The 19,499-nt window shown below is 65.3% G+C and carries 14 protein-coding genes; 7 read left to right on the top strand and 7 right to left on the bottom strand.

The genetic code is table 11. The annotated features are described in order from the left end of the window. Nucleotides 1–9 precede the first annotated feature (9 nt). On the bottom strand, nt 10–513 hold the full coding sequence (locus LOY51_RS09130) for a cupredoxin domain-containing protein (protein ID WP_258645801.1): 504 nt from the start codon (nt 511–513) through the stop codon (nt 10–12). A 241-nt stretch (nt 514–754) separates the two neighbouring features. Here LOY51_RS09130 and LOY51_RS09125 point away from each other — a divergent pair, with 241 nt between their 5' ends. Further along, nucleotides 755–1,435, top strand: coding sequence for a heavy metal response regulator transcription factor (locus tag LOY51_RS09125; protein ID WP_125463384.1), 681 nt, complete (start codon nt 755–757; stop codon nt 1,433–1,435). Further along, nucleotides 1,432–2,784: a heavy metal sensor histidine kinase gene (locus LOY51_RS09120; protein ID WP_258646614.1), complete on the top strand. Its 1,353-nt coding sequence runs from the start codon at nt 1,432–1,434 to the stop codon at nt 2,782–2,784. Before LOY51_RS09125 ends, LOY51_RS09120 begins: the two co-directional genes overlap by 4 nt. 107 nt (nt 2,785–2,891) lie before the next feature. Here the strand turns inward: LOY51_RS09120 and LOY51_RS09115 are convergent, their stop codons facing one another. The 3 genes from LOY51_RS09115 to LOY51_RS09105 all read right to left on the bottom strand — a co-directional run bounded on the left by LOY51_RS09115 (nt 2,892) and on the right by LOY51_RS09105 (nt 6,139). Further along, nucleotides 2,892–4,136 (bottom strand): lipoprotein-releasing ABC transporter permease subunit, encoded by a 1,245-nt coding sequence (locus LOY51_RS09115; protein WP_258645800.1) that lies wholly within the window; start codon nt 4,134–4,136, stop codon nt 2,892–2,894. Between the two features lie 61 nt (nt 4,137–4,197). After that, on the bottom strand, nt 4,198–4,881 hold the full coding sequence (lolD, locus tag LOY51_RS09110) for a lipoprotein-releasing ABC transporter ATP-binding protein LolD (RefSeq protein WP_178125737.1): 684 nt from the start codon (nt 4,879–4,881) through the stop codon (nt 4,198–4,200). A 7-nt stretch (nt 4,882–4,888) separates the two neighbouring features. After that, the gene (locus tag LOY51_RS09105) at nt 4,889–6,139 is read right to left on the bottom strand and encodes a lipoprotein-releasing ABC transporter permease subunit (RefSeq protein WP_125463381.1); all 1,251 of its coding nucleotides are present in this window, start codon (nt 6,137–6,139) and stop codon (nt 4,889–4,891) included. A gap of 93 nt (nt 6,140–6,232) precedes the next feature. On the opposite strand from LOY51_RS09105, the gene LOY51_RS09100 reads away from it, so the two are divergent. Both LOY51_RS09100 and LOY51_RS09095 read left to right on the top strand, forming a co-directional pair. Continuing rightward, nucleotides 6,233–6,817, top strand: coding sequence for a PilZ domain-containing protein (locus tag LOY51_RS09100; protein WP_125858002.1), 585 nt, complete (start codon nt 6,233–6,235; stop codon nt 6,815–6,817). 31 nt (nt 6,818–6,848) lie between these two features. Next, the gene (locus LOY51_RS09095; protein WP_125463379.1) at nt 6,849–7,565 is read left to right on the top strand and encodes a glycerophosphodiester phosphodiesterase; all 717 of its coding nucleotides are present in this window, start codon (nt 6,849–6,851) and stop codon (nt 7,563–7,565) included. 48 nt (nt 7,566–7,613) lie between these two features. Here the strand turns inward: LOY51_RS09095 and sthA are convergent, their stop codons facing one another. The 3 genes from sthA to LOY51_RS09080 all read right to left on the bottom strand — a co-directional run bounded on the left by sthA (nt 7,614) and on the right by LOY51_RS09080 (nt 11,867). Continuing rightward, on the bottom strand, nt 7,614–9,008 hold the full coding sequence (sthA, locus tag LOY51_RS09090) for a Si-specific NAD(P)(+) transhydrogenase (RefSeq protein WP_110993534.1): 1,395 nt from the start codon (nt 9,006–9,008) through the stop codon (nt 7,614–7,616). A gap of 203 nt (nt 9,009–9,211) precedes the next feature. Continuing rightward, nucleotides 9,212–10,210, bottom strand: coding sequence for an FAD:protein FMN transferase (locus LOY51_RS09085; protein ID WP_258645795.1), 999 nt, complete (start codon nt 10,208–10,210; stop codon nt 9,212–9,214). A gap of 193 nt (nt 10,211–10,403) precedes the next feature. After that, nucleotides 10,404–11,867, bottom strand: a complete 1,464-nt coding sequence (locus LOY51_RS09080; RefSeq protein ID WP_110993536.1) for a glyceraldehyde-3-phosphate dehydrogenase — start codon at nt 11,865–11,867, stop codon at nt 10,404–10,406. A gap of 167 nt (nt 11,868–12,034) precedes the next feature. Here LOY51_RS09080 and mfd point away from each other — a divergent pair, with 167 nt between their 5' ends. The 3 genes from mfd to LOY51_RS09065 are packed head-to-tail and all read left to right on the top strand — an operon-like array spanning nt 12,035 to nt 19,403. Next, entirely contained in the window at nt 12,035–15,484 is a 3,450-nt protein-coding gene (gene mfd / locus LOY51_RS09075; protein ID WP_258645791.1) for a transcription-repair coupling factor, read from the top strand. Between the two features lie 9 nt (nt 15,485–15,493). Then, the gene (locus LOY51_RS09070; RefSeq protein WP_125858000.1) at nt 15,494–16,054 is read left to right on the top strand and encodes a CsiV family protein; all 561 of its coding nucleotides are present in this window, start codon (nt 15,494–15,496) and stop codon (nt 16,052–16,054) included. Between the two features lies 1 nt (nt 16,055). Further along, nucleotides 16,056–19,403: a DEAD/DEAH box helicase gene (locus tag LOY51_RS09065; RefSeq protein ID WP_258645788.1), complete on the top strand. Its 3,348-nt coding sequence runs from the start codon at nt 16,056–16,058 to the stop codon at nt 19,401–19,403. Nucleotides 19,404–19,499 lie beyond the last annotated feature (96 nt).

Genomic DNA, 19,499 nt, shown 5'->3' with positions numbered 1-19,499 from the left:
GAGCGCAAGCTACTCGATGGTCAGTGGGCCAACCATGCCGGCCTGGTAATGCCCGGGTACGTTGCAGGCGAACTCGATGGGCGCCGAGGTGCGGAAGGTCCAGGTCAACTCGGCACGCTGGCCGGGCTGCACCAGCACTGTGTTGCCGCCGCCGTGCGCGTGGCCGCCCTGGCTCATCTGGCCATGGTCCATGCCCTCGTGATTCATGCCGGCGGTGAAGATCTTGCCCTGCATCGCCACCATCTCTTTCTGGTGCTCGGCATGCATGGCCTTGTCACCCAGGTTGAACTCGTGGGGCAGCTTGCCTTCGTTGACCAGGACGAAACGTACCGTCTCACCGGCCTTGACCCTGAGGCTCTTGGGCTCGAAAGCGATGTCCTTGAGCACGACCTCGACGGTGCGGGTGGCCTTGGCTGCCGGCGCCGGCTCGCCGAAGGCGAAGTGCTGGGCTTCGCCAGCGAAGGTGGGCAAGCTGACCAGCGCAAGGGCGGCGGTGATGAACAGGTGCTTCATGTGAACTCCGGGAACTGCAGCGAGAATGAGGTCATTCTGGAAAGCGCTGGCTGGCAGCTGGCTGACGGGAAGATTACAACTTTGTCAGCTTGGGCGAGGCAGAGGATCGTCACGTATGATTTCGAGCACTGTCTTTGTGGGAGCGGGTTTACCCGCGAATGCTGCAGTGAATGCACCGACGTATTCGCGGGTAAACCCGCTCCCACAGGGCCCGAGTGAACCTTCAGAACTGTGGACGCCCATGAAACTACTGATCGTCGAAGACCAGGCCAAGACTGGCCAATACCTGGCCCAGGGCCTGAGCGAGGCCGGCTTCAACACCGAGCTGGCCGGTGACGGCGACACTGGCCAGCACCTGGCGCTGACCGGCGACCACGACCTGCTGATCCTCGACGTGATGCTGCCCGGGCGCAATGGCTGGCAGATCCTCCAGGCGGTGCGCCAGGCGGGGCTGGCCACCCCGGTGCTGTTCCTCACTGCCCGCGATGCCGTCGAAGACCGCGTGCACGGCCTGGAGCTGGGCGCCGACGATTACCTGGTCAAGCCCTTCGCCTTCTCCGAACTGCTGGCCCGCGTACGCAGCCTGCTGCGCCGCGGCGCAAGCGCCAGCCAGGACACCTGCCTGATGCTCGCCGACCTGCGCCTGGACCTGATCCGCCGCCGCGCCGAACGCTCGGGCCAGCGCATCGACCTGACCGCCAAGGAGTTCGCCCTGCTCGAACTGCTGCTGCGCCGCCAGGGCGAGGTGCTGCCCAAGTCGCTGATCGCCTCCCAGGTGTGGGACATGAATTTCGACAGCGACACCAATGTCATCGAAGTGGCCATCCGCCGCCTGCGCCTGAAGATCGACGACAGCCACGCCACCAAGCTGATCCATACCGTGCGCGGCATGGGTTATGTGCTTGAAGAGCGCCAGGACTGATGCGCCGCCTGTCCCTCGGCGGCCGCCTGGCCCTGCTGTTCGCCGCCTGCACCGCCAGCGTCTCACTGGGTGCCGGGCTTTTGTTCAGCCGCGCCAGCGAACAGCACTTCGTCGAACTCGACCAGCAGTTGCTCAGCGGCCGGCTGTCATTGATGCGCAGCCTGCTCGAGGATGTGGCCACACCTGAGCAGCTGCGCTCACGCCTGCCCCAGTTGCGCGACGAACTGAGCCACCAGTCCGAGCTGGCCCTGCGCGTGCGGGGCGCCGACGGCACACCCTGGTTCGACAGCCGTACCGGCCTGCCGGACGAACCGAGCCAGCCGGGCCTTGCGACCCTGCATACCAGCGGCATTGACTACCGCAGCCTGAGCACCGCGCTGGCAGACCATCAGCCAAGCGCCCCGCAGCTGACCCTGTTCCTCGACATCACCCATCACCAGCACTTCCTGCAGGGCATGCAGCGCCTGATCTGGCTCACCGTCGGCCTGTCCGCGCTGGCCACCGCGCTGCTCGGCGCCTGGGCCGCGCGCCGCGGGCTCAAGCCGCTGCGGCAGATGGGCAAGGTGGCCGCCAGCGTCAATGCCCGCTCACTGACCACGCGCCTGCCGCTGGCGCAGTTGCCCGAGGAGCTGGCCGAACTCGGCGCCACGGTCAACGCCATGCTGCAACGCCTGGATGACGCCTTCCAGCGACTGTCGGCGTTCTCTGCCGACATCGCCCACGAACTGCGTACGCCGCTGTCCAACCTGCTCACCCACACCCAGGTCACCCTCACCCGCCCGCGCAGCCTTGAGGAGTACCGCGAAGCGTTGCACGGCAACCTGGAAGAGCTGCAGTGGATGGCCCAGCTGGTCAACGACATGCTCTACCTGGCCAAGGCCGACCACGGCCTGCTGATGCCCAGCCGCCAGCCACTGGACCTGGCGGCGGAGGTGGATGCATTGCTGGAGTACTACGCGCCGCTGGCCGAAGACGCCGAGGTGCGGCTGCTGCGCGAGGGTATGGCGCACACCGAGGGTGACCGGCACATGCTGCGCCGCGCCCTGTCCAACCTGCTGGACAACGCCCTGCGCTTCACCCCTGCCGCAGGCGAGATCCGCGTGACGCTGGAGCCCGGGCTGCGCATCGTGGTGGCCAATCAGGGGCCGGCGATTGCGCCAGCGTTGCTGGAGCGGTTGTTCGACCGTTTCTATCGGGCAGACCCGGCACGCCAGGAAGGCAGCAGCGAGCATGCGGGGTTGGGTTTGGCGATCACCCGCTCGATCGTGCAGGCGCATGGGGGAAGCATCAGGGCAGAGTGCGCGGATGGCTGGACGCGGTTTGTGATCGAGTTACCTGACAGGCCGTGAACCGGGGCTGCTTTGCAGCCCATCGCGGGGCAAGCCCGCTCCCACAGGGCTCGCGCATGCCTGCTTTTTGTGGGAGCGGGCTTGCCCCGCGATGACAACTTGAAGCCTTACTCGTAGCGCAACGCCATCGCCGGCTCAATCTGCGAGGCGCGGTACGCCGGGTAGATCGTCGCCAGGAAGCTCATCACCAGGCCCGCGGTGCAGATCAGCGCCACGTCGCCCCACTGCAGCTCGGACGGCAGGCTGCTGATGAAGTAGATGTCGGAGGTGAAGATGTGCTGGCCGCTGACCCGCTCCAGCCAACCGACCACCGCGCTGACGTTCAACGCCAGGGCCACCCCGAACACACCACCGAGCAGGGTGCCGACGATGCCGATCAGGCTGCCCTGGACCATGAAGGTGCCCATGATCTGCGCCGGGGTGGCGCCAATGGTGCGCAGGATGGCGATGTCCGCGCCCTTGTCGTTCACCACCATCACCAGGGTGGCGATGATGTTGAACGCCGCTACCGCGATGATCATCATCAGCAGCAGGCCGATCATGGTCTTTTCCATCTTCATGGCGCTGAACAGGCTGCCCTGGGTGTGCGACCAGTCATCGGCGCGGTAGCCATCACCCAGGCCCGCGGCAATGGCCTTGGACACCTGCGGCGCGGCATACAGGTCATGCAGCTTGAGGCGCACGCCCTGCACCTGGCCCGGGGCCCAGCGCTGCATCTCGCCGGCATCGGCGATGTGGATGTAGGCCTGGGAACCATCCAGTTCGGCGCCCACCTTGAAGATGCCGACCACGGTCAGGCGCTGCATGCGTGGGGTGATGCCACCCGGTTCCTTGCTGACTTCGGGGACGATCAAGGTCAGCTTGTCACCGGTATTGAGGCGGAAGCGCCGGGCCGTCAACTCGCCGATGACCACCCCGTAGTCACCCGGCTGCAACGCCTGCAGGCTGCCCTGGACGATGTGCTGGGTAACGATGGAGACCTTGGCTTCCTCGGCCGGGTCGATACCGGCGACCTGGATCGGCTGCATCGCCCCCCGGTACGACAGCATGCCTTCCATTTCGGTGATAGGCGCCGCGGCCATCACCGCCGGGTTGCCTTCGGCGGTGCCGGCGACCTTGCGCCAGTCATCCAGCGGCTGCACGCCAAGGATGGCGGCATGCGGCACCAGGCCAAGCACGCGCGAGCTCATCTCGCGCTGGAAGCCGTTCATCACCGACAACACCGTGATCATTGCCAGCACGCCAAGCGACAGCCCGATCATCGAGGTCATGGAGATGAACGAGATGAAGTGGTTGCGACGCTTGGCACGGGTGTAGCGAGCACCGATGAACAAGGACAAGGGTCTGAACATGAACCGGGATACCCAATGAAAGTGTGAACCGGGGCGCCTCAGGGCGCCCCGCGCAGGCGATTCAGATCGCCACCAGGCGCCCGTCTTCCAGGCTCAGCACGCGGTCCATCTGGCGCGCCAGGTTGAGGTCGTGGGTCACTACCAGGAACGCGGTCTGCGATTGAGTGGACAGCTCACGCATCAGCTCCTGGATACCCAGGGCGGTGTGGTGGTCGAGGTTGCCGGTCGGCTCGTCGAGCATCACCAGGCCCGGGCGGTTGACCAGGGCACGGGCGATCGCCACGCGCTGGCGCTCACCGCCGGACAACTCGGCCGGCTTGTGATTCAGCCGATGGCCCAGGCCGACGCGCTTGAGCAGTGCTTCAGCACGCTCGCGGGCCTCGGCGATCGGCGTCTTGCCGATCAGCAGCGGCATGCAGGCGTTCTCCAGCGCGGTGAACTCCGCCAGCAGGTGGTGGAACTGGTAGACGAAGCCCAGCGCGCGGTTGCGCAGCAGCCCACGGGCACGCTCGCCGAGCGCCGAGAGCTCTTCGCCGGCCAGCCAGACACTGCCCTGGGTTGGCGTGTCGAGGCCGCCCAGCAGGTTGAGCAAGGTACTCTTGCCCGAGCCCGAACTGCCGACAATGGCCACCCGCTCACCAGGGTGCAGCTCAAGGTTCAAGCCGGACAGCACCTGGACCGACTCCGGCCCCTCGTCGTAGCTCTTGCCCAGGTTGCGGCAACTCAACACGGCTTTATCACTCATGCGCGACTCACTCATAACGTAGCGCCTCTGCAGGCTGGGTGCGCGAGGCACGCCAGGCCGGGTACAGGGTGGCGAAGAAACTCAGGACCAATGCCGCACCGCAGACCATCCACACATCCTGTGCCTGGAGCTGCGAAGGCAGGTAATCGATGAAGTACACATCGGCATTGAGGAACTTGTGCCCGATCAGCGTCTCGACGCCGGCGATCGCCGCACTGACGTTGAGTGCGCCGAGGATGCCGACGACCGCGCCGATCAGGGTGCCGACCACGCCGATCACCGTGCCCTGGACCATGAAGATGGCCATGATCTGGCCCGGCGTTGCGCCCAGAGTACGCAGGATGGCGATGTCGCCGCGCTTGTCGTTGACCACCATCACCAGGGTGGAAATGATGTTGAACGCCGCCACCGCCACGATCAGCAGCAGCAACAGGCCAATCATGGATTTTTCCATGCGGATGGCCTGGTAGAGGTTGCCGTGGGTGCGGGTCCAGTCACGCGGATAGAACTCCTGTTCGCCCAGTTGCTGGGCGATGGCCCAGGCGGCACGTGGGGCCTGGAACAGGTCGTCGAACTTGAGGCGGATGCCCTGGACCTGGTCTGGCTTCCAGCGGTGCAGGCGCGACAGGTCGGTAATGTTGGTGAGGCCGAGGTAACCGTCGATCTCGCCGGCGCCGACGTGGAAGATGCCGACCACGGTGAAGCGCTTCATGCGCGGGAACATACCCGCCGGCGTGACGCTGACTTCGGGGGCGACGAAGGTCAGCTTGTCGCCGATGCCGACGCCGAGCTTCTGCGCGGCCTTGTCGCCGATCATGATGCCCCACTCGCCCGGCGCCAACTTGTCGAGGCTGCCATCGAGCACGAACTTGTCGATGATCGACACGTCACGCTCGCGCGCCGGCTCCACGCCATTGAGCAGCACTTTCTGCACCTTGCCTTCGTGCGTCAGCAGGCCCTGCATCTGGGTGAAAGGCGCAACCGCCAACACCTGCGGATTCTGCTTTACTTTGGAGGCAAGGCCCTGCCAGTCGTCGATCGGCTGGCCGGTCTCCAGCGTGGCATGGGGGATCATCCCCAACACGCGGGTACGCATCTCGTGATCGAAGCCGTTCATGACCGACAACACCACGATCATCACCACCACGCCCAGGGCGAGGCCGATCATCGAAGTGAGTGAAATGAACGAGACAAAGTGATTGCGACGTTTGGCACGGGTGTAACGCGTACCAATGAATACGAAAAGAGGTCTGAACATGTCGGGGCTTGTTCGGATGAAAGGGAACGTCCTTGTGGCGATGCGCCTACGGCGGCTTTACACTCGGACCACCGCCGTAACCTTGGGTTCGCCATGACGACATTAGACGAAGAAGATCGCCGCGAATACTACCGCATCGAAGATCGGATCGCACTTCAAATCAGCCCCTTAAGCGCGGCCGAAGCCCTTGAGACAGAACTGTTGCAGGATGATTCCGAGCTGTTCAACCTGCTCAGCGAACTGCACTTGTCCGACTTCGAGTCGCAACACCTGCTGCGCCAGCTGAGTGAGAAGGACCGGACCCTCGCCGCCTTCCTGCGCGCCCAGAACAAACGCCTCGACCTGCTCAGCGCCGTAGTCGCGCAAACCCTGCTCGGCGAAGTCGGCCAACCGCAGCCGGTGATCATCTCCGAAGGCGGCATCGAGTTCGCCCAGCGGCAACAGATCAGCGCCGGCACGCGGGTGAAAGTGAAGATGGTGCTGATGCCCCGAGCCCATGGTTTGCTGCTGCGTGGCCGCGTCACCCATTGCGACCCGCGCCCCGATGGCAGCTTCGAGGTGGGCACCGAGTTCATCGACATGACCGACGCCCAGCGCCAGCTGCTGGCACGCTACATCCTGCAGCGCCAGCAACAGCAACGGCGCCAGGCACTGGAACAGAACAACCCCGCCTCCTGAGCCATTTTTTCTCTGATTTGAAGGAACGAACGTGACCCTGATCTATGGCCATCGCGGCGCCAAGGGCGAAGCCCCCGAGAACACCCTGACCAGCTTCCGCCAATGCCTGTCCCACGGCGTGAACCGCTGTGAACTCGACCTGCACCTGTCGGCCGACAACGAACTGATGGTGATCCACGACTCTACCCTCAAGCGCACCACTGGCCGGCGTGGCAAGGTGGTCGAGCACCCGGCTGCCGCCCTGGTCACCTACGACGCGCGCCAGGGCGGCCCGGGCCATGTGCAGCCTTGCACTATCCCTCGCCTGGAAGAGCTGTTCGAGAAATGCCCGTTCGAGCATTGGCAACTTGAAGTGAAAAGCGCCTCGCGCACCCGCGCCGCCACCACCGTGCTGGCGATTCGCGAACTGGCCCAGCAGTACGGCCTGCTGGACAAGGTCACCATCACCTCGAGCTCACGAGAAGTGCTGGGCGCCGCCCAGGAACTGGTGCCCGACGTGAAGCGCGGCCTGGTGGCCGAATACGCCTGGCTCGACCCACTGAAGGTCGCGCAGAACTACGGTTGCGAGATGCTGGCGTTGAACTGGACGCTGTGCACCCCCGAGCGCCTGATCAAGGCACAGCGCCAGGGTTTGCACGTGTCGGTGTGGACGGTCAACGAACCGGCACTGATGCGCCGGCTCGCTGATTTTGGCGTGGACAGCCTGATTACAGACTTTCCCGGTTTGGCCAAGACCACCCTCGGGTAGGGCTGAAATCGGTCTCCCCGACCGGCTCAGGCCACCGGCCGGAGCCGCTCAAAAAAGCCGGTTCAGACCGTCGTAGGCAGCTACCCGATAGGCTTCGGCCATGGTCGGGTAGTTGAAGGTGGTGTTGACGAAGTACTTCAGATTGTTCTGCTCACCCGGCTGGTTCATGATCGCCTGGCCGATGTGGACGATCTCCGAGGCCTGGTAACCGAAGCAGTGCACGCCGAGGATTTCCAGGGTTTCGCGGTGGAACAGGATCTTCAGCATGCCTTGCGGCTCACCGGCGATCTGCGCGCGGGCCATGCTCTTGAAGAAGGCCTTGCCCACTTCGTACGGCACCTTGGCCTGGGTCAGCTCCTGCTCGTTCTTGCCGATCGAGCTGATCTCCGGAATGGTGTAGATGCCGGTGGGCACGTCATCGACGAAGCGCCAGCTGCCGTTGTCGACGATGCTGCCAGCGGCGGAGCGGCCCTGGTCGTGGGCGGCACTGGCCAGGCTCGGCCAGCCGATCACGTCGCCGGCGCCGTAGATGTTCGGCACGCTGGTGCGGTAGCTCTTGTCGACTTCGATCTGGCCACGGCTGTTGACCTTGATACCGATGTTCTCCAGGCCCAGCTTGTCGGTGTTGCCGGTACGGCCGTTGCACCACAGCAAGGCGTCGGCCTTGATCTTCTTGCCCGATTTCAGGTGCAGGATCACCCCGTTGTCCAGCCCTTCAACCCGGTCGTACTCCTCGTTGTGGCGTACGGTGATGTTGTTGTTGCTGAAGTGGTAGCTCAGCGCCTGGGAGATCTCCGAGTCGAGGAAGCTCAGCAACTGGCCACGGTTGTCGACCAGCTCCACCAGCACGCCCAGGCCGCTGAAGATCGAGGCGTATTCGCAACCGATCACCCCGGCGCCATAGACGATCAGCTTGCGCGGGGTGTGGCTGAGGCTGAGGATGGTGTCGCTGTCGTAGACGCGCGGGTGGTGGAAATCGATGTCGGCGGGGCGATACGGGCGCGAGCCGGTGGCGATGATGATCTGCTTGGCGTTGAGCTTCTCGACCACACCGTTGGGGCAGACCACTTCGACGGTCTGCTCGTCGGCGAAGCTGCCAGTGCCGGTGAACACGTCGACGCGGTTACGGGCGTAGTAGCCGGTACGCGAGGCGACCTGCTTGCTGATCACCTTCTCGGCGCTCTTGAGCACGTCGGGGAACGAGAACCAGCGCGGTTCGCCGATGGCGCGGAACATCGGGTTGGTGTTGAACTGCATGATCTGCCGCACGGAGTGACGCAGCGCCTTGGACGGGATGGTGCCCAGGTGGGTGCAGTTGCCGCCGACCTGGCGACGGCTGTCGACCATGGCCACCTTGCGCCCTGCTTTGGCGGCGTTCATTGCCGCGCCTTCTCCGGCCGGGCCGGAACCCAGCACCACTACGTCGTAGTTGTAGACAGCCATGCGTACTCCTTCAGAACTGGCCCGCCGGCCGGTTGGCCGCGGGGCGCGATCATGTCGCCGGGGCGCCATGAGAAAATTCGGGTGCAGTCTAATCAAGCGTGAACGCCGCGCACATTAACCCTTGGTCGCGTCGTAGGCCACTTTTGCCTGCACTACATGTGGTTTCACCGAATCCATGGTGGCGATCATCCGTGGCTTGCCTTTCACTCGCCTTTCAGCGCCCGCTCGAACGCCGGGGTGGAACGGGAGACGAAGCCACCTTCGGCCCGAGTCACCAACACCGCCGCGATACCGTGGGCAATGGCGAAGTCCCAGCCCTGCTGCGGCCCGAGGATCAACAGCAGGGTCGAGTAGCCGTCGGCCAGCAAGGCCGAAGCGTCGAGCACGGTCACCGACGCCAGGTCATGTTCGACCGGGCGCCCGAGGCGGGCATCGAAGGTGTGCGAATAGCGCCGGCCATTGTCCTCGAAATAGTGCCGATAGTCACCCGAGGTCGACACCGCCAGCCCTTGCACGGCAATGACCTGGCGGGCGACCTGGCGATCTTCGCGGGGCAGCTCCAAGGCCACCCGCCAGGGGCTGCCATCGGGCTTGCGGCCCATGGCCTTGAGCTCGCCGGTGGCCTCGGCGAGGAAGCTGTCGATGCCCATCTTATGCAGGTGCGCAGCGATCAGGTCGACCGCATGGCCGGCGGCGATGCTGTTGAAGTCCAGCTCGATCGGCGCGTCCTTGCACAGGTTTTCGCCCTCGATGCGCAAGTGGCGGTAGCCAACTCGCTGACGAACCTGGGCCTGCGCCTGCGCATCCGGCACGTGCAGCGCACGGGCCTGCGGGCCAAAGCCCCAGAGGTCCAGCAGCGGCTCGACGGTGAGGTCGTAGGCGCCCTGGCTCTGCTCGGCCAGGTGCTGGCCGAAGGTGACCAGTTCGAGCATGTCGGCATCGACGGGCAGGCACTGGTTGGCCGGCAGCTGGTTGAAGCGGCTGACGGTGGAGTCACCGCGGTAGGTGGAGTAATGCGCGTCGATGGCCTGCAGGATGCTTTCGACGGCCGCCCGCACCTGCTCCGGCGCCGGGCCGCCGACTTGGCGCACGTACTGGATGCTGTAACTGCTGCCCATGGTCGGGCCGCCGAAGCGTTCGAGGGTGGGGCCCTGTTCGCAGCCAGTCAGGAGCATCAGGATGGACAAGAGTGCTGCGCGCAAATTCAAATTCTCGACGGGGTGCACCGGCCTCTTCGCGGGTAAACCCGCTCCCACAGGTACAGCGCAAGCCGTGTGGGAGCGGCGGTTCGCCGCTGCGATTTACCCGCGAAGAGGCCCGCATGGACGACACAATACTTGGCGAAAAAAAACGGGAACCCGAAGGTTCCCGTTTTCTCAACGCATTACAAGCGGATCAGCGTGGAAACGCTGGCGGGTTCACACCGGCCATGTCTTCCATCACACGAACCACCTGGCAGCTGTAGCCGAACTCGTTGTCGTACCAGACGTACAGGACAACGCGGTTGTCGCTGCAGATGGTCGCTTCAGCATCGACCACACCGGCGTGGCGCGAACCGACGAAGTCGGTGGAAACCACTTCCTGCGAGCTCACGTAGTCGATCTGCTTGTGCAGCTCGGAGTGCATGGCGGTCTGGCGCAGGTACTCGTTGAGTTCCTCGCGGTTGGTGGCCTTCTCAAGGTTCAGGTTGAGGATGGCCATCGACACGTTCGGCGTCGGCACGCGGATCGCGTTGCCGGTCAGCTTGCCCTTGAGCACTGGCAGTGCCTTGGCGGCAGCGGTGGCGGCACCGGTCTCGGTGATAACCATGTTCAGCGGCGCGGCACGGCCACGACGGCTGCCCTTGTGGAAGTTGTCGATCAGGTTCTGGTCGTTGGTGAACGAGTGAACGGTTTCGACGTGGCCGTTGACGATGCCGTACTGGTCGTTGATGGCCTTGAGCACCGGCACGATGGCGTTGGTGGTGCAGGAAGCAGCGGAGATGATCTTGTCATCGGCGCTGATGTCGCCATGGTTGATGCCGTGCACGATGTTCTTCAGCGCGCCCTTGCCAGGCGCGGTGAGGATCACGCGGGCAGCGCCCGGGCAGGCCAGGTGCTGGCCCAGGCCGTCGGCGTCACGCCATACGCCGGTGTTGTCGACGATCAGTGCATCCTTGATGCCGTACTGGGTGTAGTCGACTTCGCTCGGGCTCTTGGCGTAGATCACCTGGATCAGGTTGCCGTTGGCGGTGATGGTGTTGTTGGCTTCGTCGATGGTGATGGTGCCATCGAACGGGCCATGCACCGAGTCACGACGCAGCAGGCTGGCGCGCTTGACCAGGTCGTTTTCGGCGCCCTTGCGCACGACGATGGCGCGCAGGCGCAGGCCGTCGCCACCACCGGTCTTCTCGATCAGGATGCGCGCCAGCAGGCGGCCGATACGGCCAAAGCCGTACAGCACGACATCAGTGCCCTTGCGTGCGGAGGCGTTCTGCTGACCGACCACATCGGCCAGTTCTTCGCGCACGAACTGCTCGGCGGTGCGGCCATTGCCTTCCTGCTTGAACTTGTTGGCCAGCTTGCCCAGGTCAACCGAAGCGGCGCCCAGTTTCAGCTCGCTCATGGCCTTGAGCAGGGGGAATGTCTCGTGGACGGACAGTTCGGTTTCGTCGGTCTGACGGTGACGCGCAAAGCGGTGGGCCTTGAGAATCGAGATAACCGAACGGTTGATCAGGCTGCGGCCATAGATCGAGCTCACCACATTGTTGTTGCGGTAGAGCTGACCGATAAGCGGGATCATCGCTTCAGCCAGGGCTTCACGATCGATCCACTCACCAAGACACTGGTCGGGCTTCTGAGTCACGGTAACCTTCCACATGTAGGGGAACAAAAAAGGGGCTACATTATGACGCCCCGCGGCGTATCGGGCAATGAGCGCCTGTCGCCGGCCACAAGCCCCGTCGCCAAGCCCTTTCGAGCCTGACAGCGCGCCCGCTCACCGGTACAATCGACCTCTTTGCCGCAACGCTTGGAGTCCGATCTCCCGTGTCAGTTCTGCGCCTACCGCAAATGTCGGCCACGGCCGGCAAACACACCTGGGGCAACCTGCCCGGTGCCGCCTTGAGCCTGGCCATCGCCGAAGCCGCCAGCAGTGCCGGCCGCTTCACCTTGCTGCTGACCGCCGACAGCCAGGCCGCCGATCGCCTGGAGCAGGAGCTGCGCTTCTTTGCCCCGGACCTGCCGGTGCTGCCCTTCCCCGACTGGGAAACGCTGCCCTACGACCTGTTCTCGCCGCACCAGGACATCATCTCGCAGCGCATCGCCAGCCTGTACCGGCTGCCGGAGCTGGACCACGGCATCCTGGTGGTGCCCGTGACCACCGCCCTGCACCGCCTGGCCCCCACCCGCTTCTTGCTGGGCAGCAGCCTGGTACTGGACGTGGGCCAGAAGATCGACGTCGAGCAGATGCGCACGCGCCTCGAGGCCAGCGGCTACCGCTGCGTCGACACGGTTTACGAGCATGGCGAGTTCGCCGTGCGCGGGGCGCTGATCGACCTGTTCCCCATGGGCAGCAAACAGCCGTACCGCATCGACCTGTTCGACGACGAGATCGAGACGCTGCGCACCTTCGACCCGGAGACCCAGCGCTCGATCGACAAGGTCGACTCGGTACGCCTGCTGCCGGCCCGCGAATTCCCCATGCACAAGGACGAGGTGACCCGCTTCAAGGCCCGCTTCCGCGAGCGCTTCGACGTGGACTTCCGGCGCAGCGCAATCTTCCAGGACCTGACCAGCGGCATTATCCCGGCCGGCATCGAGTACTACCTGCCGCTGTTCTTCGAAGAAACCTCGACCTTGTTCGACTACCTGCCGGCGGACACCCAGGTGTTCTCCCTGCCGGGCGTGGAGCAGGCTGCCGAGCATTTCTGGAACGACGTGCGCGGGCGCTACGAAGAGCGCCGCGGCGACCTCAGCCGCCCACTGCTGCCGCCGGCCGAGCTGTTCATGCCGGTCGAGGACTGCTTCGCCAAGCTCAAGCAGTGGCCCCGGGTGGTGGTCAGCACCGATGACCTCGAGCCCGGCGCCGGTCGTGAGCGCTTCCCGGCGCGCGCCCTGCCCAACCTGGCGATCGAGGCCAAGGCCAACCAGCCGCTGGCGGCGCTGTCGAACTTCCTCGAGCAGTTCCCGGGCCGCGTGCTGTTCACCGCCGAGTCCGCCGGCCGGCGCGAAGTACTGCTGGAGCTGCTCGAACGCCTGAAGCTGCGCCCGCAGACCGTCGAGGGCTGGGCCGACTTCATCACTGGCAGCGAGCGCCTGGCGATCACCATCGCCCCGCTCGACGACGGCCTGCTGCTGGACGACCCGGCCATTGCCCTGGTGGCCGAGAGCCCCTTGTTCGGCCAGCGCGTGATGCAGCGCCGGCGCCGCGACAAGCGCGGCGAGGCGGCCAACGACGCGGTGATCAAGAACCTCACCGAGCTGCGCGAAGGCGCGCCGGTGGTGCACATCGACCATGGCGTGGGCCGCTACCTGGGCCTGGCCACGCTGGAAATCGACAGCCAGGCCGCCGAGTTCCTCACCCTTGAATACGCCGAAGGCGCCAAGCTCTACGTGCCGGTGGCCAACCTGCACCTGATCGCCCGCTACACCGGCAGCGACGACGCCCTGGCGCCGTTGCACCGGCTGGGTTCGGAAACCTGGCAGAAGGCCAAGCGCAAGGCCGCCGAGCAGGTGCGCGACGTCGCCGCCGAACTGCTCGACATCTATGCCCGCCGCGCCGCGCGCAAAGGCTACGCATTCGCCGACCCGGCCGCCGACTACGCCACCTTCAGCGCCGGCTTCCCGTTCGAGGAAACCCCCGACCAGCAGAACGCCATCGAAGCCGTGCGCGAGGACATGCTCGCCGCCAAGCCAATGGACCGCCTGGTGTGCGGCGATGTCGGCTTCGGCAAGACCGAGGTGGCCATGCGCGCGGCGTTCATCGCCGTGCACAGCGGCCGCCAGGTGGCGGTGCTGGTGCCGACCACCCTGCTCGCCCAGCAGCACTACAACAGCTTCCGCGACCGCTTCGCCGACTGGCCGGTGACGGTCGAGGTGATGAGCCGCTTCAAGTCGGCCAAGGAGGTCAGCGCCGCTGCCGCGGACCTCGCCGAAGGCAAGATCGACATCCTCATCGGCACCCACAAGCTGCTGCAGGACGACGTGCGCTTCAAGGACCTGGGCCTGGCGATCATCGACGAGGAGCACCGCTTCGGCGTGCGCCAGAAGGAACAGCTCAAGGCCCTGCGCAGCGAGGTGGACATCCTCACCCTCACCGCCACGCCGATCCCACGCACGCTGAACATGGCGGTGTCGGGTATGCGCGACCTGTCGATCATCGCCACCCCGCCGGCGCGACGCCTGTCGGTGCGCACCTTCGTCATGGAGCAGAACAAGAGCACGGTCAAGGAAGCGCTGCTGCGTGAACTGCTGCGCGGCGGCCAGGTGTACTACCTGCACAACGACGTGAAGACCATCGAGAAGTGCGCCGCGGAGCTGGCCGAGCTGGTCCCGGAGGCACGTATCGGCATCGGCCACGGGCAGATGCGCGAGCGCGAACTCGAACAGGTGATGAGCGACTTCTACCACAAGCGTTTCAACGTACTGATCGCCTCGACCATCATCGAGACCGGCATCGACGTGCCCAGTGCCAACACCATCGTCATCGAGCGCGCCGACAAGTTCGGCCTGGCGCAGCTGCACCAGCTGCGCGGCCGGGTTGGCCGCAGCCACCACCAGGCCTACGCCTATCTGCTGACGCCGCCGCGCCAGCAGATCAGCGCCGACGCCGAAAAACGCCTGGAAGCCATCGCCAACACCCAGGACCTGGGTGCCGGCTTCGTCCTGGCCACCAACGACCTGGAGATCCGCGGCGCCGGCGAGCTGCTGGGCGACGGCCAGAGCGGGCAGATCCAGGCGGTCGGTTTCACCCTGTACATGGAAATGCTCGAGCGCGCGGTCAAGGCCATCCGCAAGGGCAACCAGCCGAACCTCGAGCAACCGCTTGGCGGCGGCCCGGAGATCAACCTGCGCCTGCCGGCGTTGATCCCCGAGGACTACCTGCCGGATGTACATGCGCGCCTGATCCTCTACAAACGCATCGCATCAGCGGCGGACGAGGAAGGCCTCAAGGACCTGCAGGTCGAGATGATCGACCGCTTCGGCCTGCTGCCCGAGCCGAGCAAGAACCTGATGCGCCTGACCCTGCTCAAGCTGCAGGCGGAAAAGCTCGGCATCAAGAAAGTCGATGCCGGCCCCAATGGCGGCAAGCTCGAGTTCGAGGCGCAAACCCCGGTCGACCCGCTGACCCTGATCAAGCTGATCCAGGGCCAGCCCAAACGCTACAAGTTCGAAGGTGCAACCCAGTTCCGCTTCATGGTGCCGATGGAACGCCCCGAAGAACGCTTCAATACACTGGAGGCGCTGTTCGAGCGCCTGACCCCACAGCCAAACTAAGGAAGCTCCATGCGTGCCATTCGTTCCCTGACCCTGCTGCTGGCGTTGTTCGCCCCGACCGCCTTCGCCGCAGGCCCCTATCAGGTGGAAATGATCCTGGTGCGGCAGAACGCCGTGCCGGCGATCACCAGCCCGTTCGCCCCGGAAGACTGGAGCGCCGGCGCGCCACGCCTGGAAAAAGGCGCCGAGCGCCCGGCCGGGCTGGGTGACGAAATCACCCGCCTGCAGGCCACCGCCGACTACACCGTGCTGCTGCACAAAGCCTGGCAGCAGGACGGCGAGGCCATCGCCCTGAGCGCCGGCAACGAACAGTTCGGCCACTTCCCCATCGAAGGCAACCTGAGCATCAAGGAAGATCGTTTCATCGCCGTTGACGCCAACTTCTGGGTCAACCAGCTCGACAGCAATGGCAGCGTGCTGCAGAGCGAACAGCTCAAGCAGAGCAACAGCAACATGAAGGCTGGCCAGCTGACCTTCCTCGACGGCGGTCATCTGGCCGTGCTGATCAAGGTGTCGCCTGCCGGCATGCGCAAGATGCCGCTGCCGGACCCGGAGATGATGGAGCAGTGAGGTGAGCGAAAGCGATGCGCAGTTCCTCGTCCGTAATCACGACGGCTGGACGTTCGCGTTCGACCGCGGGGCACTGCAGCGCGGCCTGAAGTATGCCGAAGAGGGCAGAAGCGAGATCGTGTCGATCCTCGGCACGACCATCCGCGCCGAATGCCATGGTTCCGCTGGCCGCGTCTATTACCAGCGGATCACGCTGGACATGACCGAGGACGGCCTGACCTGTGACGGCACCTGTTCATGCCCGGTAGGCCATAACTGCAAGCACTGTGCAGCTGCCCTGTTCGTCCTTGAGCGCGGTGCCGACCATGTCGAAGGTGATCAACAGCTCCCGGCCACCCGCTCGCCAGCCGCGGCGCAGTCCCTGGACTTGCCGCCCGAGCTTGCGCACTGGGTGGAGGCACTCGAGGTACCGGTGGCGCCAGCCAGCGAGCCAGCCAGGCGCAAGGGCCCTTCGCTGTACTACCTGCTGGGTATCGATCACGGCCGCTGCATGCTCAGCGTGTTCAAGGGCACGCGCCAGGCCGACGGCAGCTTGAAACTGACACGCCCCGGCTCGATGCCGGAGCTGATCTATTACACACCGCGCTATGTGACTGACGAAGACCTGCGCACACTGCGCCTGATCGACGCCATGAGCAAGGATTACGCCCTGCCCATTGCTCGCCTGGAAGGCAAGAAAGGTGCGGACCTTTACGAGTACGCGCTGGCAACGGGCCGACTGCTGTACAGCGAACAGCAGACCCCGCTCGCCCCAGGGCCCGACCTGCATGCCGATTTTCGCTGGGTGCGGCTGGACAATGGCAGCTACCGCGGCGCCTGGCACCATGAAGACAAGGCGCACTGGCTGGCATTGCCACTCGAACCGCTCTACTACGTAGACCCGCAAACGGGACAGAGCGGCAAACTGCTGCATGATCTCGACCCGTTCATCGCCAGCCAGCTGGCCAGCGCGCCCACGGTCCCGGAACACCTGATCGTGCCGTTGAGCCACCGCCTGAACGCCCTGAACCGCCAGGTACCGACGCCCACGACGGTGCGCAGCGAGCAGATCGAGGACATCCAGCCCACCGCGCGCCTGACCCTCGGCAGCCTCGAATACAGCGCCTACACACCGAAGACCGGGCGCATGCAGCGGCAGATGCAACACCGCGCAGCGCTCTCGTTCGATTACGACGGCCTGCGCACCAGTGGCAACGACAGCAAGCCGCTGACCCGCCTGGTCGAGAGCACCAGCCAGCGCATCCGCCGCCAGCCCCAGGCCGAGCAGGCGCTGCGCAATACGTTGCGCGATGCCGGCTTCAAACCCGCCACCCGCCAGAGCAAAGCGCTGCCCGACAGCGCCGGCGAGATGTATCAGCTGGCCGATGACGAAGCCTGGCTGCGCTTTGCCCGCGAGGGCCTGCCGCGCCTGCGCGAAGCCGGCTGGGCAGTGGATGTGCACCGCGACTTCGCCTTCAACCTGCATGAGGTCGACGACTGGTACGCCACCATCGACGAAGCGCCGGGCCACGAATGGTTCGATCTGGAACTGGGTATCGTGGTCGAGGGACAGCGCCACAGCCTGCTACCCATCGTCCTGCAGTTGCTGCGCAGCAGCCCGGAACTGCTGCGCGCCAGCGAGCTGGCACGGCGCAGCGACGACGAACACCTGCTGATCGACCTCAACCGCGCCCGCCACGACAGCCCTGCCCTGCGCGTCGCCCTGCCCTACGGGCGCATCAAGGCGGTGATGGGCACCCTCGGCGAGCTGTACCTGCACGAAGACGCCGTCGGCCCGAGCCTGCGCCTGGAGCGCGCTGACGCAGCGCGCCTGAACGACATCGAACACCTGCCCCTGCTGTGGGAAGGTGGCGCCCAGGTGCGCGACCTGGGCCGGCGCCTGCGCGACGCCCGCGACCTGCAGGTGCAAGCCCCCAAAGGCCTCAATGCAACCCTGCGCCCCTATCAACAGCAAGGCCTGAACTGGCTGCAGGCCCAACGCGAGATGGGCACCGGCGCCATTCTCGGTGACGACATGGGCCTGGGCAAAACCCTGCAGACGCTTGCCCACCTGCTGCTGGAGAAAGAGGCCGGGCGCCTGACCCATCCAGCCCTGGCGGTGATGCCCACCAGCCTGGTGCCCAACTGGCTCGACGAAGCCAAGCGCTTCGCCCCCGAGCTACGGGTGCTGGCCCTGCACGGCCCAGGCCGCAACAAGCATTTCCCCACACTGGGCGACTACGACCTGGTGCTGACCACCTACGCGCTGGTACCCCGCGACCTTGAGCACCTCAAGCCACAGCCCTGGCACCTGCTGGTGCTGGACGAGGCGCAGAACATCAAGAGCAGCACCAGCAAGGCGGCCCAGGCCGTGCGCGAATTGCAGGCCACCCAGCGGCTGTGCCTCACCGGCACGCCCATGGAAAACAACCTGGGTGAGCTGTGGTCGCTGTTCCATTTCCTGATGCCCGGCTGGCTGGGCGACAGCAAGCGCTTTACCCAGGACTACCGCACCCCGATCGAGCGCCACGGCGACACCGAGCGCATGACCCACCTGGCCAGCCGCATCCGCCCGTTCCTGCTGCGCCGCACCAAGGAACAGGTGGCCACCGAGCTGCCGGCCAAGACCGAGATGATCCACTGGGTCGAGCTCAGTGACGCCCAACGCGACACCTACGAGGCGGTCAGGGTGGCGATGGACAAGAAGGTCCGCGACGAGATCGCCCGTAACGGCGCGGCGCGTAGCCAGATCATCATCCTCGACGCCCTGCTCAAGCTGCGCCAGGTGTGCTGCGACTTGCGCCTGGTCCAGGGCACCGAAAGCAAGGGCAACTTTGCCGACAAGGGCAAGCTGGGCAGCCTGCTGGAGATGCTCGAGGAGTTGCTCAGTGAGGGGCGCAAGGTCCTGCTGTTCTCGCAGTTCACCTCGATGCTGGCGCTGATCGAGTTCGAGCTGGAGAAGCGCGGCATCCGCTACAGCCTGCTGACCGGCGACACCCGTGATCGCCGCGCCCCGGTGCAGCAGTTCCAGAACGGCGACAGCGAGGTGTTCCTGATCAGCCTCAAGGCCGGCGGCACCGGCCTGAACCTGACCGCAGCCGATACCGTGATCCACTACGACCCGTGGTGGAACCCGGCCAGCGAAAACCAGGCCACCGACCGCGCCTATCGCATCGGCCAGGACAAGCCGGTGTTCGTGTTCAAGCTGATCACTCGGGGCACGGTTGAAGAGAAGATCCAGCAACTGCAGCAGGAGAAGGCGGCGCTGGCGGCCGGGCTGCTCGATGGTGGCCAGGCCGGGCAGTGGCGGTTGGGGGATGAGGAGATTGACGCGCTGTTTGCACCGCTGCCAGGCAAGCGCGGCCGTTGAACCGGGTAAGTCAGTGCCGGCCTCTTCGCGGGTAAACCCGCTCCCACAACCCTTGAACTAGACACTTTACCTGTGGGTGTGGGTTCACCCGCGAAG

Origin of the sequence: Pseudomonas sichuanensis (genome assembly GCF_024749065.1) — a bacterium.
GTDB classification, from domain to species: Bacteria; Pseudomonadota; Gammaproteobacteria; order Pseudomonadales; family Pseudomonadaceae; genus Aquipseudomonas; species Aquipseudomonas sichuanensis.
This window is presented reverse-complemented; position numbering and strand designations above follow the sequence as displayed.

What these genes read in the sequence shown, in the direction of transcription:
- LOY51_RS09105 (WP_125463381.1), bottom strand. Translation starts at nt 6,139, where the DNA reads ATGTTCAGACCTCTTTTCGTATTCATTGGTACGCGTTACACCCGTGCC.
- LOY51_RS09130 (WP_258645801.1), bottom strand. Translation starts at nt 513, where the DNA reads ATGAAGCACCTGTTCATCACCGCCGCCCTTGCGCTGGTCAGCTTGCCC.
- LOY51_RS09125 (WP_125463384.1), top strand. Translation starts at nt 755, where the DNA reads ATGAAACTACTGATCGTCGAAGACCAGGCCAAGACTGGCCAATACCTG.
- LOY51_RS09080 (WP_110993536.1), bottom strand. Translation starts at nt 11,867, where the DNA reads ATGTGGAAGGTTACCGTGACTCAGAAGCCCGACCAGTGTCTTGGTGAG.
- lolD (WP_178125737.1), bottom strand. Translation starts at nt 4,881, where the DNA reads ATGAGTGATAAAGCCGTGTTGAGTTGCCGCAACCTGGGCAAGAGCTAC.
- LOY51_RS09115 (WP_258645800.1), bottom strand. Translation starts at nt 4,136, where the DNA reads ATGTTCAGACCCTTGTCCTTGTTCATCGGTGCTCGCTACACCCGTGCC.
- LOY51_RS09100 (WP_125858002.1), top strand. Translation starts at nt 6,233, where the DNA reads ATGACGACATTAGACGAAGAAGATCGCCGCGAATACTACCGCATCGAA.
- LOY51_RS09070 (WP_125858000.1), top strand. Translation starts at nt 15,494, where the DNA reads ATGCGTGCCATTCGTTCCCTGACCCTGCTGCTGGCGTTGTTCGCCCCG.
- sthA (WP_110993534.1), bottom strand. Translation starts at nt 9,008, where the DNA reads ATGGCTGTCTACAACTACGACGTAGTGGTGCTGGGTTCCGGCCCGGCC.